Raw genomic sequence first — 16,410 nt, 5'->3', positions numbered from 1 at the left:
GCGGCTCGGCGGCGGCATGGCCATGCGCCCCATTACGGTCCGCAACCGGCCCAGATGGCGTCGGGGCCGGGGCTGTGGTCAGGTGGTCAGGAGGGCGCGGGCCTCTTTCGTCAGGCGGGTCATGCCTAGGCGGGTGGACTGGCGTAGGGAGCGGTGGAGGAGGCGGGTGGCCTCGCCGGCCGGGTCGGAGGGGTCCAGGAGGCGCAGGGCCTTGGCGCGGTCGAGCTGGATGCGGGCCATGTGAGGCGGCGCGCCCGACACCAGGCGCTTGGCCTCGTCGAAGCAGCGCAGCGCGTCCTCGGCGTCGCCCGCCGTGGTCGCCAGGACGCCGCGGAACCGCGCCGTCGGCCCGATCAGCACCGTCGGCCACCCGGCGAGCACGATCTCCCCGGGGTAGGCGGCCAAGCGCTCGCGCAGCAGGCGTACGTGGCCGTCGGTCTCGGCCCCCTCCGCGCCCGCCTCGGCGATCATCGCGCACGCATCGGCCAGCACCGCCAGCGTGGGCACCGTCCAGCCGTGCGGCGGCAGCGCGGACAGGCCCGCGGTGTCGCGGACGACGGCGGCCAGCCGGTCGGCGGCCTCGTCGTACCGCTCGGTCTCGCACAGGGCGAGCACGTGCGCGGCCCGCCAGACCGGGAAGTAGCCGTGCTGCTCGATCTGGGTGGCCAGGCCCCCGTCGAACAGCTCGGACATCGCGCCCCGCTCGCGCAGCAGCCAGAAGTACTGGCCCATCCAGGTCTGCTGCAGCGTCTCGGCGGGCATGGCCTGGCCCTTGGCCAGTTCCTGCACGATGCCGAGCGACTCGCCCATCAGGCGCTCCCGCGCCCGCGTGAAGTCGCCGCCCCACAGGTCCATCACGGTGTCGAGGGTCGCCTGGAGCCAGGGGCCGAGCGCGCGGGGGTTGCGGGCGACGTGCCTGCGGTGGTCGTCCACGGTGCCGAGCGCGTCGGGCAGCAGGCCGAGCCTGAGCTGGTCGACGGCCAGCGCCACCATGCCCTCACTCTGGAAGTACGCCGACCCCGCGCCGATGCCCGCCTCGCGCAGGCGGGCGGAGATGCCGATCAGCTCGCTGGGGTAGGCGTGGTCGAACAGGGCCCAGCGGCACTCGTTCAGCACCTCGCAGCGCACCAGCGGGTCGCCGTCCTCGGGCAGCTCGCGCAGGGTGGCGCGGGCGAGCTCGACCTCCGGCGGCGGCCCGGCGGGGACGGCGCCGGCGCTGGGGCTGACGGCCATCGTCCGCTTCTTGGCCAGATGGGCGCGTAACTGGAGGCGCAGCTCGGCGGCCTGCGCGCCCGGCCCGTCGCCGAGGGCGGCCAGCGCGCCGCGCAGCAGGTGGACGAGCTGCTGGTCGGCCTGCCCGGGGGCCGACCACCGGCGGGCGAGCCGGATCGCCGCGGCGGCGGCCAGCTCGGGCAGCCCCTCGGCGGCCTCGTACGCGGCCTGGTAGCGGCGGCCCGCCTCGTCCATCTCGCCGACGTCGCTGAGCGCGTCGCCGAGGGTGATCAGCAGCCCCACGCGGGTCGCCGAGTCGCACCGCAGCAACAGCCCGGCCTGGGCCCACCCGACCGCGCTGTCCACGCCGAACCCGCGCTGCTCGGCGCGGGCCGCGTCCAGGCACGCGGCGGCGACGCGCTCCTGCGGCAGGCCGGCCCCGGCGGCGCGGGCGTGCCGGGCGACCCGCACCGGGAGCGCCGGGTCGACCCAGCCGCCGCCGGTCATGCGCTCGGTGAGCGCCTCGAAGGCCCGCCGGTGCAGGTCCCTGGCCAGCGCGGGGTCGCGTTTGAGGCCGTCGAGGACGGCCTCGCGGGACCGGTCGTGCGGGAAGCACAGCCGGTCGTGGACCAGGACGGTGTTGCCCGCGGCGGCCAGCGCCTGGTCGCGGTCCGCCTCCTCCGGGCGCAGGCCGAGCATGCGGGTGACCAGGGCGGCGTCGATGTCCAGGCCCACCGCGGTGATCGCGGCGGCGGCCAGCCAGCGGAAGGCCGGGGTACCCGCGGGCTCGGCGCGGGCGGGCGCGGGACGGGGCTCGCCGTACTCGGTGAGGTTGTACAGCTCCAGCGGGACGCCGTCGGTGACGCGCGCCGCCTGCCTGGTCTCGTCGGCGGTGGGCTCGCGGCCCCACGCGCGCCCCAGCCACCGGCCCACCTCCTCCACGGTGAGCGGGGCGAGCGTGAGCGTGTCCATGACCGGCTGCCAGTGCGCGGCCTGTGTACGGGTGGCGAGCAGGAAGCCCACGGGCGCGGCGCCGAGCCCTCTGCGCACATGCTGGAGCAGTTCCTCGGCGTACCCGGTGAGCAGGTGGGCGTTGTCGAAGGCCACCAGCAGGCCAGGCCCGGCCGCGCGGCGCAGCAGGCCGGTGAGCAGAAAGGTCAGCTCCCGGGGGTCGCGCTCATGGCCGGGCCGGGCGGGGGAGTCCAGCGCGGCGGCGGACATGAGCTTGGCGAGGGTGCCACGCTCCTGGGCGCCGATCGGGTCGGCGGGCGCGGCCAGGTCGCGGCGCACGTGGCTCCACAGGGTGCCGGCCAGCTCGCGCCACGGCTGCAGGCCGTCCTCCTGCCGGCACATCACGGTGACCGCGCGCACGCGCGCCCCGGCGGCCAGGCGCGCCGCCTCACGCAGCAGGCGGGTCTTGCCGATGCCGCCCGCGCCGCACAGCGCGAGGGCGGCGGAGTCCCCGCCGCCCAGCCGCCCGATCAGGCGCGAGAGCTCCCGGAGCTCCCGTTCACGGCCGACCACCTCCCGGGGCCCGCCCTGCTCGGCGAGGCCGGAATCGGCGCCGAGGGGCGTGCGCACGTCGAAGCCGTGCTCGTACAGGGCCAGCAGGTCCTCGGCGCGCCGGACGGCCTCGTCGCCGGGGGCGTGGGCGCGGCGCGCCTCGGCCAGGCGCCGGGCGGCGGCCCCGCCGTCCTCGCCCAGGGTGGTGAGGAAGCGCAGCAGCCACATCGCGGTGGTGTCCTCGTGCCCCTCGCCCACCGCGCCCTCGCTGAGGAACGCCGCGTCCTCGTGGCGGCCGAGCCGCAGGGCGATGCGGGCGACCAGGCGTACGAGCTCGGTGCGCAGCTCCTCCAGCCGGGCGCGGTGGGTCTCGCAGACCCAGGGCAGCGACCACCCGGCCGCCAGCGAGGCGAACGGCGCCCCACGCCACTCGCCGGCCGCGGCCCGCAGGCACGCGAGCGCGGCGGCGAGGTCACCGGACTCGTACAGCTCCCGTCCCTCGCGCAGCTTCGCCTCGAACCGGGAGGCGTCCAGGGCGGCGGCGAGGACGCCCGGCTCCTTCTCCACCAGTTCGTAGGCGTGGGACCACTTGGCGGGAGGGATGTCCAGGTTCGCCCCGGTGAGTGCCTGTCTCAGCCGGGAAAGCGGCGGCGCCACGTCCGGCACCGGCCAGTCGGGGCCCTGGCCGAGCGCGGCGGCGAGGGTGTCCTGGGGGACGGGGTTCCTGGAGGAGAGCAGCATTGCCAGGGCCTTGGCCGTCTGGGGGAGGAGTTTCCTCGGCGTTCCGTCCGCCAGGATCGCGACCTCGCCGAGGACTCTGATGTCGAATTCCGCCACATTCACCGCCGGATCGGTTCGCGATTCTCACTCGACGGCCTTCCCCGCAAGGACATCGCAAGGATCATTGGCCACGATGGGGCCGGTGGCAAAAAGAGTCGTGGAGCCATGGGGTCGCGGACGCCGGGAGCGCCGTCAACGCCGTGAGCGCCGTGACGTTGTCAACGCTATGACCCGAGGTGAGCCCGTGGCAAGGACCGAACTGATCTCGGTCGACGCGCTCGACGAGCATCAACTCGACCGTGTCAGACAGAGCGTACGCCGCGAACGTGACACCGAGGCGAATAAAGCCCTAAGTGTTGCGATCATGGGGCAGAGCGGCGTGGGAAAGTCCTCTCTGCTCAACGTTCTGTTCGGGACACACTTCCCCGTGGGGGACGTGAAGCCCGCCACCCGCGAACCTCAGGCCATCTCTGTTCCCAGTAATTCCGGCCACACGTTGACATTCTGGGATATGCCGGGACTAGGGGATTCGGAGGATCTGGACGCGGGTTATCGCGCGATGTACCTGGAGAAACTGGCCGAGTGCGACGTCGTCATCTGGGCCATGCACGCCGACAGCCGCTGCACCGACCACGAGGCCCGCCATCTGCGCCGCCTCCTCGATGACGCGGACCCCGGGGCGCGGCGGCGGATCGTCGGCAAGGTGACCCACGTCCTCACCAAGGCCGACCTGCTCACCCCGCCGCCGTGGATCTTCGACATGCGCGGGGAACGCGGCTCGTTCGTCCCCAGCCGGCCCCTCGCCGGCCGCATGGAGGTCAAGGCGGCCCACTTCGAGCAGATGGTCGTCGAACCCTGGGGCGACCTGCTGAGCGCCCACACCTACAACAACGGCGAGTTCGCCGTGCGCGACGACCGGCTCGGCTTCGACCGGCAGACCGTCACCTACCGGGGGCATTTCTCGCGGGAGGTCTGCGAGCGGTACACCGCCGCCCACCCCGAGCACGCGGACGTCTTCTCACGGCTGCGCGACAACCACCGCGTCCTGCCCTGCTCAGCGCTGTTCCGCTTCAACCTCGCCGCGCTGATGGTGAACGTCGTCAACAAGCTGGGGCCCACCGCGATCTTCCGCTTCCAGCGGGTGCTGGACGACATCGCCGAGCTGGCGGGCGTGCCGGTCAGCGCGATGCGGGAATACGGCAACTTCCTGGTGTGGGACGGCATCCGCGGCACGCGCGCCTTCGACCTGTCCCAGCTGCCCTTCTGAGCCCCCGGTGAGCACCTGCGCGCAACCACTCCCCGACGCCGCCGCGGCGGGCGCCCCGGCCGGACACGAGGACACGACATGATCGAGGACGACGACATAACCCGGGCCGTGGAGGCCAGGCGCCGGGAGGACACCGAGTACGTCGCACGGCTCGACGACGCGGTGCAGCACCGCGACGAGACCGCCATCGAGCACCTGGTCAGGAACGCCGTCGCCCGCGTCGTCGGCAGGGTCGCCGACGTGGGGTTCGACGTCGTGCGCAACATATGGAACTGGCTCGTCAGTCACTGACCCGCGCCCGAACCGCCGTCCCGGACACCATCCGTTTCCGCGCGTGTTCCCCGCCGATTCCCGGCCAATACCCCGGCCGTGACGGCCGCGTGACCGGTATGTGATCGAATCCTGGCTCGCCCGTCGCGGCGCGGGGCGCGCACTCCCCGGGTTTAGGTAAAGAATGTGTATGTAGACGGACTGGTCCATCCCGTACCGGGGGAGGCGCGGAGCGTTGGTCATGCGCGGGGCAGGCGGCCCGCAGATGGGTCTGGCCGAGCTCGACCATGCCCTGCGCCGCCGCACCGAGGAGCGCGACCGCGTCGCCGGCGACCTGCTCGACCTGGACGACCACCCGAGCCACCGCCTGCTGACCGGCATGACGCCCACCGGCGAGACCGGCCGCCGCTGGGAGCAGGCCCAGGGCAGGTACGTCACGCTGTGGTGGCTGTTCGACGCCTACCGCCGCGTCCTGGACCGCGCGCAGGAGCTCAGGGCCGCGGGCCGGCCCGACCTGGCCGCCCTCACCGCGCTGCTCACCGGCCCCTCGGCCGAGCTCAAGCCCGACGACGTGCCCGTCGAGAAGCGCTCCCTGCTCCAGGCCGCCGGTGAGCGCGTCACCCTGGACGTGCTGCTGGCCCGTATGGACGAGGCCTACCGCGAGGTCGCCGCGGCCGTCGCCGCCGTGGACGCCGCCTGGACCGACCTGCTGCCCGTGCTGGACGGGGCCGACGCCGCCCGCGCCGCCGCCAGGGACCTGGCCCGCGACCTCGACGTCCACGACCCCGACCTGGAGCGCCTGGACGCCGAGGCCGCCCGCCTGCGCGCCGCCGTCACCTCCGACCCCCTCGGCTCGCGGGAGCGCCGCGGCGAGCTCGACGCGCTGGCCGCCGCCGTGGCCGCGCGCAGGGCCGCGCTGGACCGGGCCGTGCTCGCCCGCGACGACTACGCCGTGCGCGCCCGCCGCCTGGGCGAGCGCATCGAGCAGGTCGCCGAGGCCGAGCGTGAGGCGCTGCGCGTCCGCGACGTCGTCCTCGCCAAGATCGCCGCACCGGCCCTGCCCGCGATGCCCGGCCAGGCGCCCGCGCTGCGCGACCGCCTCGGCGCCCTCGGCACGCTCGGCGGCCGCTGGCTGGAACTGGCCGACCGCCTCTCGGCGATGGAGCGCGCGGCCGACGACGCCGTGGCCCAGGCCCGGGGCGTCGCCGAATCCCTCGGCGGGCTCATCGGCCGCCGCGACGAGCTTCGCGGGCGGCTGTCCGCCTTCCAGGCCAAGGCCTTCCGCCTCGGCCACGCCGAGGACATGGCGCTCGCCGACCTGTACGGCAAGGCGCGCGACCTGCTCTGGACGGCGCCATGCGACCTGCGGCGGGCCACCGTCGCGGTCGCCGAATATCAGCGGGCCATCACGCGGATCGGAGCGGCCGGATGACCAACTGCACGCAGCCCGGATGCGCCGGGACGGTGGTGGACGGGTACTGCGACACCTGCGGCATGGCGCCCGTCGCGGCGTCCGCCCCAGCGCCCGCCCCGTCCTCGTCTTCGCAGGCGGGCGCCCCCTCCGGGTGGGCGCCCGGCGTCCCGCCCGGCCCCGGCGGCCCCGGTTTCCCGCCGGCCCCCGGCGCGTCCGGCGTGGCCTGGCCCTCGGCTCCCGCGCCCGGCGGACCCGGCGTGGCGTGGCCGTCCGCCCCGGCGGGTGCGCCCCCTTCGGCCCCTGTGCCCTCCGCTCCTTCGCCGTCCGCGCCGATGCCCCCGGTGACGATGCCGTCCATCGGCGGCACGCTCGCCACCGGCGCGTCCGGCGCCGCGCCGAGCACCCGCGGCTCCCGCCGCGGCAGCACCCGCTCGCGGCGCGGCATGCTCGGCATGGGCCTGGTCGAGGTTCCCCCCGTCCCCTACCGGGACCCCTCCGCTGTCGTGATGGCCGACCCCGTCGTCCCGGAGGACCGCCGCTTCTGCGGCAACCCCGACTGCGGCAAGCCCGTCGGCCGCCGCAGGGACGGGCGCCCCGGACGTCCCGAAGGCTTCTGCCCGCACTGCGGCCAGCGCTTCTCGTTCACCCCCAAACTGCACCCCCGCGACCTGGTGGCCGGGCAGTACGAGGTCAAGGGCTGCCTGGCGCACGGCGGCCTCGGCTGGATCTACCTGGCCGCCGACCGCAACCTCGACGGCCGCTGGGTCGTCATGAAGGGCCTGCTGGACACCGGCGACCTGGAGGCGCTCGCCGCCGCCGAGGCCGAGCGGCGCTACCTCACGGCGATGGACCACCCCAACATCGTCAAGATCTTCAACTTCGTGAGCCACCCCGACCCCGGCACCGGGACGATGGTCGGCTACATCGTCATGGAGTACGTCGGCGGCGAGTCCCTGCAGGACCTGCTGCGCAAGCGGCTCAGGGAGACCTCCAACGGCCAGGCGCTGCCGCTGTCCCAGGTCATCGCCTACGGGCTGGAGATCCTGCGCGCCTTCGGCTACCTGCACGACCGGGGCATGCTGTACTGCGACCTCAAGCCCGCCAACGTGATCCAGGTCGAGGAGCAGCTCAAGCTCATCGACCTCGGCGCCGTCCGCCGCCTCGACGACCCCGACAGCGCGATCTACGGCACCATCGGCTACCAGGCCCCCGAGATCGCCGCGCAGGGCCCGTCGATCGCCTCCGACCTGTACACCGTCGGCCGCACCCTCGCCGTGCTGAGTTTCCCGTTCAGCCCCACCAGCGGAGGCGAGCCGGCCCCGCTGCCCGACATGGGCGTCGGCCGCGAGTCGTTCATGCGCTTCCTGCGCCGCGCCACCGACCCCGACCCGGCCCGCAGGTTCGAGAGCGCCGCCGAGATGACCGAGCAGCTCGTCGGCGTGCTGCGCGAGACCAGGGCCGAGGAGGAAGGCAGGCCCCATCCCGCGCAGTCCGGCGTCTTCGGCCCCGAGCGCGGCGCGGTCGGCACCGAGCTCGCCGCCGCGAGCACCGGCCGGGTGTTCGGGCCGCTGGACCGCCTCGACGCCGCGTCCTCGCTCCCCGCGCCCCTGGTCGACCCGCTCGACCCCGCCGCCGGGTTCCTCGCCGGGCTCACCTCCGGCAGCCCCGACGAGCTGATCGCCGTCCTGCAGTCCGCGCCGCCCACCCCGGAGACCAAGCTCGCGCTGATCCGGGTGCTGAGCGAGCTCGGCCGACCCGTGGCCGACTCGCTGTACGCCGCCGCGGCCGCGGACCTGCCTGGCGACTGGCGGCTGTGGTGGTACCGCGGCGTCGCCGAGCTGGCCTCAGGGGACCCGGCCATGGCCGCGCGGTTCTTCGACGGGCTCTACTCCTGGTTCCCCGGCGAGCCCGCGCCCAGGCTGGCCCTGGCCTTCGCCCTGGAGGCGGCCGGGGCGGGCGCCGAGGCCGCGCGCCACTTCGCCGCCGTCTGGCGCACCGACCGCTCCTACGTCAGCGCCTGCTTCGGGCTCGGCCGTATCGCGCTCGCCCACGACGACCGGGCCGACGCCATCCACGCCCTGGACGAGGTGCCGCCCACCTCCATCCACCGCACCGCCGCGCAGGTCGCCGCCGTCGCGGTCATCGTGCGCGGCCAGGCCCCGGCCGAGCCCGAGCTGCTCTCCGCGGGCGAGCGGCTGCGCGTGCTGAAACTCGACTCGCGCGACCGCGACGGCCTGGCCTCGGAGGTCCTGGAGAGCGCGCTCGCCCGGTTCGTCACCGGCCAGTCCGTCACCGGCACCGGAACGCTGCTCGGCACGCCGCTGAACGAGCGCGGCCTGCGCGGCGAGCTGGAGCGGGTGTACCGCGCGCTCGCCCGGTCGGCCGGGTCCACCGAGGACCGCTACGCGCTGATCGGCCGCGCCAACTCCGTGCGCCCGAGGACGCTGTGGTGAGAGGCATGGTGAGCGGCGCCTGCCCCGCGTGCGGCACCCGCGTCCTGGCCGGCGAGGCGTTCTGCGAGAGCTGCGGGCACGACCTGTCGTCCGTCCCGTCCGTTCCCGCCGGCCCGTGCACTGCCTGCGGGGCCTCGGCGGTGGGGCCCGACGGCTACTGCGAGAACTGCGGCATGCTCCAGCCCACCGGCCGCGACCACGTCGAGATCGAGGCGGCGTACTCGGCCGCCGTGAGCGACCGCGGCCTGCGCCACAGCCGCAACGAGGACGCGATGGCGCTGCTGCCCGGCGGCCAGGGCGCGGTCGTCGCGGTGGTCTGCGACGGCGTGTCCACCTCGCCCCGCCCCGACGAGGCGTCCCAGGCGGCGGCCGACGTCGCGGCGGCGGCCATCGTCAAGAGGCTGGCCGACGGCGACGACGCGCGGGCCGCGACCCGCGAGGCCGTCCGCCTGGCCGCCGACGCCGTCGCCGCCTCCGCCGCCCCGGGCGAGGACTCCCCGGCGTGCACCTACGTCTCGGCGATCGTCCACGGGCGGCAGGTCACGGTCGGCTGGGTGGGCGACAGCCGCGCGTACTGGCTCGGCGGCCAGTCGGCGCTGCTGACCGAGGACGACGCGACCCCCGGCACCCACATGCTCACCGCCTGGCTCGGCGCCGACGCCGGCGAGGTCGTCCCGCACGTCAGGACGTTCACCACCGACGGCCCCGGCGCGGTGCTGTTGTGCAGTGACGGCCTGTGGAACTACTACCCGGAGCCGGAGGCGCTGGCCGCCACGGCGTTGAACGACACCCCTCTCGTGGCGGCGCGGCGGCTCGTACGCCTGGCCATCGAGGCGGGAGGCCACGACAACATCACCGTGGCGATCATCCCGTTCGGCCAGGGGGATCGGACGGACACCACGGTGGCTTTCCCGAAGGAGAGAAGTGACTGACTTCACCATCCGCGTGGACCAGAACAAGTACCTGCCCGCGGGGAGCCAGGAGGTCCACGGCATCATCACGGCCGAGGCGAGCGGGCCGGTCCAGAGCTCCTCCGTGGCGGAGGCGGCCGAGGTCATCATCATCGACACGTCGGGCTCCATGTCCTACGGCAAGATCAACGACGCGCGCAAGGCCGCGCAGGCCGCCGTGGACACCCTGCGCGACGGCGTCCATTTCGCCGTGATCTCCGGCAACCACCAGGCCGAGGTGATCTTCCCGGGTTCGGGGCGGCTCGTCCCCGCCGACTTCCAGAGCCGTCAGGCCGCCAAGGAGGCGATCGCCCTCCTGCGCGCTGAGGGCGGCACCGCCATGGGGCGGTGGCTGCGCCGCGCCGCCGATCTGTTCAGCGCCCACCAGGCCGACCACCCCGGTGCCATCAGGCACGCCATCCTGCTCACCGACGGCAAGAACGAGCACGAGCCGGCCCCCGAGTTCGACGCCAACCTCGCCTACTCGGCAGGGAAGTTCGTCTGCGACTGCCGCGGCGTCGGCACCGACTGGGTGGTCGCCGAGGTCCGCAGGATCGGCTCCACCCTGCTCGGCAGCGTGATGGACGTCCGCAGGCCCGAGGAACTGGAGGCCGACTTCCGGGCGATGACCGAGGCCGCGATGGGCAAGACCGTCGCCGACATCGCCCTGCGGGTGTGGACGCCCCGCGCGGCGACGCTGAACTTCGTCAAGCAGGTGTCGCCCACCCTGGAGGACCTGACCGGCCGCCGCACCGACGTGGACGCCCTCACCGGCGACTACCCCACCGGCGCGTGGGGCGGCGAGACCCGCGAGTACCACATCAGCGTCAGCGTGCCCGCGGGCAACGTCGGCCAGGAGATGCGCGCCGCCCTGGTCAAGCTGGTCCAGCCCTCCACGGGGGAGGTCATGGCCGGCGGGAACATCCTGGCCCAGTGGAGCGACGACCCCGCCCAGTCCACGCGCATCAACCCCCGCGTCGCCCACTACACCGGCCAGCAGGAGCTCGCCTCGCTCATCCAGGAGGGCCTGCAGGCGCGCAACGACGGCGACGTCGAGACGGCCACCGCGCGGCTCGGCAAGGCGCGCGGCATCGCCGAGCAGGCCGGTAACGAGGAGACCGCCAAGCTGCTCGACAAGGTCATCGACATCGACCCCGCGACGGGAACCGCCCGCCTCAAGCGTGTCGTTGACAAAGCGGATGAGATCGCACTCGACACCCGCTCCGTCCGAACCGTCCGCATGCGCAAGGACCCGGAGAGCTGAGCGATGGCCATCTGCCCAGAAGGGCATGAAAGCTCCGACGAGGAGTACTGCGACACCTGCGGCGCGCGGATCACGGGCGCGTCCGCCGGGGGCGTGCCCGCGGCGTCGTCCGCCGCGCCGGCCGGCACCTCCGGGGCCTCCGGCGGCGGGGACGGGCCCTGCCCCGACTGCGGGGCCCCGCGCACCGGCCGGTTCTGCGAGAACTGCGGGTACGACTTCGTGCTCGGCGGGTCGGGCGCCGCCCCGTCCCAGGCCGCTCGTCCCGCCCAGCAGGCACCCCCCACCGGCTCCTCCGCGCAGCCCCCGCCGTGGCAGCCCGCGCAGCCGGCCCAGCCCTGGCGGCCCGCCCAGCCCGGATGGCAGCCGCCCCCGCCCTCCTCGTCGTACCGCACGGCGCCGCCTCCCGCGTCCGCCCCGCCACCCGCGCCCGCCCCGCCACCCGCGGGCGGCTGGATCGCGGTGATCGCCGCCGACCGCGCGCACTACGACAGCATGATCGCCCAGGGTGGCCCGGACGCGGCCAGGGTCGCGTTCCCGCCCTACTGCCCCGAGCGCCGGGTGCCGCTGCGCGGCCCCGAGACGCGCATCGGCCGCCGGCGCCAGTCGCGGCCCATGGTGCCCGAGATCGACCTGTCCGAGCCGCCCGAGGACCCCGGTGTGTCGCACCTGCACGCCGTGCTGCTCGCCCAGCCGGACGGGAGCTGGCAGATCGTCGACCCCGGCTCCGCCAACGGCACGCTGGTGAACGGCAAGCTCATCGAGGTCAACGTGCCGGTCCCGCTCCAAGACGGCGACCGCGTCCACGTCGGCGCCTGGACCCTCCTCACCGTGCGGAAGGGCTGACATGACGATCGCCGGTCCCCCCGCGGCCCCCGCCCCCGCGCAAGCCGCGCCCCCCGATCCCGCCACGCCGCCGGGCACGGTCGCCGTCCCGGTGCCCGGCTCCGTCGCCGGCTCCCCGTCGCGGCGCCGGGTCACCCGCGTGCGCACCGTGCCCGGCTGGATCCGCCTGCTCACGGGCCTGGTCGTGGCGACCGTCCTGTTGGTGTTCGGCGCGGTCGCCTTGGCCGTCGGGCACGCCCGGGACGGCCTGCAGGTCATCGGCCACACCGCCGGCCCGCAGGTCGTCGCCACCGCCGACCTGTACTTCGCGCTCAGCGACATGGACGCGCAGGTCGCCGGGCTGCTGCTCACCGGCAGGGACCCCGGGTTCCAGGCGGGCCGCCAGGGCATGCTCGACCGCTACGAGCAGCGCCGCGCGCAGGCCGACGGGGCGGTGCTCCAGGCCGCCGACCTCGCGGGCGGCGACGCCACCGGGCAGACCACCGTACGCGCGCTGCTGGACGGGCTCGGCCGCTACGAGCGGCTCGCCGCCCGCGCCCTGCTGCTGGACGAGCAGTCCGGCCACAGCGCCGGGCCGCCGCCGGCCGAGGTGCTCCGGGAGTACCGCGAGGCCACCGACCTGATGCGGCTCCAGCTCCTGCCCCAGGCCTACAACCTCACCCTCGACAGCGCCACCATCGTCCGGCACTCCTACCTCGCCGAGCTGTCCTCGGTGCAGTCCGGGCGGCTGTGGGTCGGCCTCGCCGGGCTGATCGCGCTGGCCGCGCTCGTCGCGCTCCAGGTCTTCCTGAGCCGGGGCTTCCGGCGCACGCTCAACCTGCCGCTGCTGGTGGCCACCGCCGTCGTCGGCGCGCTCACCCTCGCCGGGGTGGTCGTGTTGCAGCACGAGGGCAACGCGCTGACGTCCGCCAAGGAGGACGGCTTCAACTCCGTCCTCGCCCTGTCGCGGGCCCGCGCCATCGGCAACACCCTGCACGGCGACGAGATCCGCTACCTGCTGGACCCGCAACGGGCCGACACCTACGAGCAGGTGTACCTCGACAAGTCGCAGAGCGTGCTCTACGTGCCCGGCGGCAACCTGGACAAGTACTACGCCGCGCTGGACTCGGCGGTGGCCGCCTACCCCGGCAAGGTCACCTTCCTCGGGTTCTACGGCACCGAGGCCTCCGGCGGAAGCCTTCCCGGGCAGGAGGCCGCCGTCGCGCGCGTGCTGCGCCTCTACCAGGCGTTCCAGCGCAACGACCAGCAGATACGCCAGGTCGCCACGGGCGGGGCGCGCCGCGACGCCGTCGGCAGGGTCATGGGACCGGCCTTCGGCGAGTACGACGAGGCGCTCGTCAAGCTGACCGGCCTGCACCGCACGGCGTTCGACGACGCCGTGGCCGACGGCGACGGCGCCCTCGGCGGGTGGAACTGGCTGCCCCCGGTGGCCGTGCTGGTCGCCATCGTGCTGGTCCTCGCCGGTGTCCGGCCCCGGCTCGCCGAGTACCGCTGAAGGGAACGTATCGATGCTCACGCTCATCCGGACGCGCGGCCCTCTCGGCGGGACCGGCCGGGCCGGCCGCCTGCGCCGCGCGGCCGCCGTCGCGCTCGCCGTGGCGGCGGCCGTCCCCCTCGCCACGTCGTGCGCGGCGGGCACCTCGGTGCTCGACAAGGACTCCCTGGTCATCGGGGTCAAGAAGGACCAGCCCGGCCTCGGCAATCTGGTGTCGGGCAGGTACGAGGGGTTCGACGTCGACGTCGCCACCTACGTCGCCGCCAAGCTCGGCAAGCAGGCACGGTTCGTCCCGGCGCCCTCCTCCCAGCGCGAGAAGCTGCTCATGGACGGCGCCGTCGACCTGATCTTCGCGAGCTACTCGATCACCCCGGAGCGCAAGACCAAGGTGGCCTTCGGCGGCCCGTACTACGTCGCCCACCAGGACACCCTCGTGCGCACCGGCCAGCGCGAGATCAACAACGTCCGGGACCTGCGCGGCCGCAAGCTGTGCCAGGTCACCGGGTCCAACTCCTGGAAGCGGGTCAAGGAGGAGCGGAAGATCCCCGTCGTCCTCGTCCCCTCGGCGTCCTACAGCGATTGCATGGCGGACCTGCGCTCGGGCAAGGTGGACGCGGTCTCGACCGACGATCTGATCCTCGCCGGGTACGCGACCGCCGGCACCATCATCGTCAACGCGCCGTTCAGCGACGAGCGGTACGGCGTGGGCATCCGCAGCGGCGACATCGACGGCTGCGAGGCGGTGAACAAGGCCATCACCGAGATGTACCAGGACGGCACGGCCAAGAAGCTGCTGCAGAAGTGGTTCGCCAAATCGGGGCTGGCGCTCAACTTCAGCGTGCCCCAGTTCGAGGGCTGCGGCTGACGGTCCCGCGGCGGCGGGGGTTCTGGCCGTTCGAGGGCACCAACGCCACGGTCAGGGAACCGGAGCACATGTCCGAGGCGGGCCTCGGCCCTGTCCGCGCCCTCCACGCCGGGACGCTCGGCCCGGCCCGTCGGCTCGGCGCCGACGCCGGCCTCGGCACCGTCGAGCCCGGCAAGTACGCCGACCTCGTCGCGACGGACGCCGACCCCCTCGCCTCCGACTCGGCCTTCCGCACGGTGAGATGGGTGATGAAGGCCGGCACCGTCGTCCGCGACGACACTCGCACCTGACCACTTCACGCTGGAGCGCAGCACAGCGGGAAGACGGGCGGCTGGTACAGACGGCCGCCGCCGCCCGGCGCGTGCGGTTCGGCGCCGCGTGCCTGAACCCGTACCCTCTCGCGCCGTACGGGAGCGGCGCGCGGGGTGGTGCCGGTGTCCGAGGGGGCGTGCCGGGCTCCGTGGTTCGGCGGGCGTCCGGACTCCGCCGGTGTCCTGGGTAGGTTCGCTTAGGGGACGGAGGTGCGGATCGTGCGCGTGGTCGTTCTGACGGGGCCGGGGCCGGCGGCCGATGAGCGGCTGCTCAGGGAGGTCGCGGGGGCCGAGACGGCCGCGCTCGGGGTGCCCGCGCGGTTCGCCGTCGCGGACGGCGCCGCGGCGCTGGAGGCGGAGCTTGGCGCGACCTCCGGCGACTGTGCGGTCGTCGCCGTGCCAGGGCCGTGCCCGGATGCCCGGAGGCTCATGGACGTGCCGGCCGCGTACTCGCCGCGCACGGTGTGGCTCGACCTGGAGCGCACCGGGCCGATCCCGGTGGCCGGGGGAGCGGCGCACCAGCAGGGGCGCGGCGTCGCCGGCCTGATCTGGGCGATCCGCCACGCGGTGCACCGGTTGAGATGGCCCGCGCGCCGGGTGGCGTACGGCGACCACTCCGACCAGTGGGCGGACCTGCGCCTTCCCATGGCCGCAGGCCCTCCGGCGCCCCGATCGGGCCCTTCGGATGCCGAATCGGCCGCGGCGGCCGAGCCGCGGGAGGGGGCGGCACCTCCGGTGGCGGAGGCGCCGCTGCCGGTGGCCACCGACCCCGGACGATACTTTGTAAAGGGCATCGGCCCGGCTCACCACACCGGCCCGGGCGCGGGCGGCGTCCCGGGCAAGGGCAGGCAGGGCGTCACGGGCGCGGGCGGCGTCGCCGACGTGAGCTCGGACGATCTCACCGGCGCCGGCTCGGGCGAGGTCGCCGGCATGGGCTCGGATGACGTCGCCGGTACCGTCCCGGACGATGCCATCGGCGGCACCGGATCGCGTCCGCCCGTCGTGGTGCTGGTCCACGGGGGCTACTGGCGGTCGATCTGGGGCGCCGACCTCATGGACGCGCTCGCGATCGACCTCGCGCGCCGGGGCATCGCGTCCTGGAACCTGGAATACCGCCGCCCCGACCTGCACGGATGGGACGCCACGACCGCCGACGTGGCCGCCGGCATCACCGCGCTGCGCTCACTGGACGTTCCGGTGGACCTCGACCGGGTCGTCGTGGCCGGTCACTCGGCGGGCGGGCAGCTCGCTCTGCGCGCGGCGGCCGACGCCGGGGGAGCGGTCGCGGTGGCCGTGTCGCTGGCCGGGGTGCTGGACCTGGTGGAGGGGTACCGGCGGCACATGAGCTCGGGGGCCGTCCACGACGCGCTCGGCGGGACGCCCGAGGAGATCCCCGGGACGTACGCCGCCGCGAGCCCGCTGCTGCGGCTGCCGCTCGGGGTGCCGCAGATCGTCGTCCAGGGCGCCTCCGACGACCTCGACCTCGTGGACATGGCCCGCAGATACGCGTCCGCCGCGGGCGACGAGGCGGCCTACATCGAACGGCCGGGCGACCACTGGTCGGTCATCGACCCGTCCACCCCGATCTGGGCCCACACGGCCCGCGAACTGACCACCCGCCTCACTCCCTGGCACGGCTGAACGAATCCCAAGGCGGCCCGGCATCGAGACCGCCCACCCGAGCCGGTGGGGGCGGTGGCTCGTCCACACATGGATCTTTCGAGTGGTGAGGGAGCGGCGGCCAGTGTCGGGGTCGTTCGTCCGAGCGGATGGGGGTGGAGAC

At 74.7% G+C, this 16,410-nt stretch carries 13 protein-coding genes; 11 read left to right on the top strand and 2 right to left on the bottom strand.

Features of this window, described 5'->3' with window-relative positions:
• Positions 1 to 78: 78 nt before the first annotated feature.
• The gene (locus AB0H21_RS30995) at positions 79 to 3,558 is read right to left on the bottom strand and encodes an AAA family ATPase (RefSeq protein WP_358523636.1); all 3,480 of its coding nucleotides are present in this window, start codon (positions 3,556 to 3,558) and stop codon (positions 79 to 81) included.
• A gap of 181 nt (positions 3,559 to 3,739) precedes the next feature.
• Between AB0H21_RS30995 and AB0H21_RS30990 the strand changes: the two genes are divergently transcribed.
• The 3 genes from AB0H21_RS30990 (at position 3,740) to AB0H21_RS30980 (ending at position 6,464) form a co-directional block, all read left to right on the top strand.
• Entirely contained in the window at positions 3,740 to 4,762 is a 1,023-nt protein-coding gene (locus AB0H21_RS30990; protein ID WP_358523634.1) for a GTPase, read from the top strand.
• Between the two features lie 78 nt (positions 4,763 to 4,840).
• Complete coding sequence (locus AB0H21_RS30985; protein ID WP_358523631.1) at positions 4,841 to 5,053, top strand: hypothetical protein; 213 nt, start codon at positions 4,841 to 4,843, stop codon at positions 5,051 to 5,053.
• A gap of 220 nt (positions 5,054 to 5,273) precedes the next feature.
• Complete coding sequence (locus tag AB0H21_RS30980; RefSeq protein WP_358523629.1) at positions 5,274 to 6,464, top strand: hypothetical protein; 1,191 nt, start codon at positions 5,274 to 5,276, stop codon at positions 6,462 to 6,464.
• On the opposite strand, the gene AB0H21_RS30975 is transcribed toward AB0H21_RS30980, so the two are convergent.
• The gene (locus tag AB0H21_RS30975; protein ID WP_358523627.1) at positions 6,439 to 6,804 is read right to left on the bottom strand and encodes a hypothetical protein; all 366 of its coding nucleotides are present in this window, start codon (positions 6,802 to 6,804) and stop codon (positions 6,439 to 6,441) included. The genes AB0H21_RS30980 and AB0H21_RS30975 overlap by 26 nt on opposite strands.
• Between AB0H21_RS30975 and AB0H21_RS30970 the strand changes: the two genes are divergently transcribed.
• From AB0H21_RS30970 to AB0H21_RS30935, 8 genes are all read left to right on the top strand, one after another.
• On the top strand, positions 6,794 to 8,899 hold the full coding sequence (locus tag AB0H21_RS30970; protein ID WP_358523702.1) for a tetratricopeptide repeat protein: 2,106 nt from the start codon (positions 6,794 to 6,796) through the stop codon (positions 8,897 to 8,899). The genes AB0H21_RS30975 and AB0H21_RS30970 overlap by 11 nt on opposite strands.
• Before the next feature lie 5 nt (positions 8,900 to 8,904).
• The gene (locus tag AB0H21_RS30965; RefSeq protein WP_358523700.1) at positions 8,905 to 9,831 is read left to right on the top strand and encodes a PP2C family serine/threonine-protein phosphatase; all 927 of its coding nucleotides are present in this window, start codon (positions 8,905 to 8,907) and stop codon (positions 9,829 to 9,831) included.
• Positions 9,824 to 11,113: a VWA domain-containing protein gene (locus tag AB0H21_RS30960; RefSeq protein WP_358523625.1), complete on the top strand. Its 1,290-nt coding sequence runs from the start codon at positions 9,824 to 9,826 to the stop codon at positions 11,111 to 11,113. Before AB0H21_RS30965 ends, AB0H21_RS30960 begins: the two co-directional genes overlap by 8 nt.
• Before the next feature lie 3 nt (positions 11,114 to 11,116).
• Positions 11,117 to 11,956, top strand: coding sequence for an FHA domain-containing protein (locus AB0H21_RS30955; RefSeq protein ID WP_358523622.1), 840 nt, complete (start codon positions 11,117 to 11,119; stop codon positions 11,954 to 11,956).
• A 1-nt stretch (position 11,957) separates the two neighbouring features.
• Positions 11,958 to 13,451, top strand: coding sequence for a hypothetical protein (locus tag AB0H21_RS30950; protein WP_358523620.1), 1,494 nt, complete (start codon positions 11,958 to 11,960; stop codon positions 13,449 to 13,451).
• 13 nt (positions 13,452 to 13,464) lie between these two features.
• The gene (locus AB0H21_RS30945) at positions 13,465 to 14,316 is read left to right on the top strand and encodes a glutamate ABC transporter substrate-binding protein (RefSeq protein WP_358523618.1); all 852 of its coding nucleotides are present in this window, start codon (positions 13,465 to 13,467) and stop codon (positions 14,314 to 14,316) included.
• Between the two features lie 68 nt (positions 14,317 to 14,384).
• Positions 14,385 to 14,606, top strand: coding sequence for an amidohydrolase family protein (locus AB0H21_RS30940; protein WP_358523616.1), 222 nt, complete (start codon positions 14,385 to 14,387; stop codon positions 14,604 to 14,606).
• A gap of 240 nt (positions 14,607 to 14,846) precedes the next feature.
• Complete coding sequence (locus AB0H21_RS30935) at positions 14,847 to 16,268, top strand: alpha/beta hydrolase (protein ID WP_358523613.1); 1,422 nt, start codon at positions 14,847 to 14,849, stop codon at positions 16,266 to 16,268.
• The last annotated feature ends 142 nt before the right edge of the window (positions 16,269 to 16,410 follow it).

This window comes from Sphaerisporangium sp. NPDC051011 (assembly GCF_040653595.1).
Taxonomy (GTDB): Bacteria; Actinomycetota; Actinomycetes; order Streptosporangiales; family Streptosporangiaceae; genus Sphaerisporangium.
Note: the sequence above shows the minus strand (reverse complement) of the source record. Positions and strands in the feature narration are given on the sequence as shown.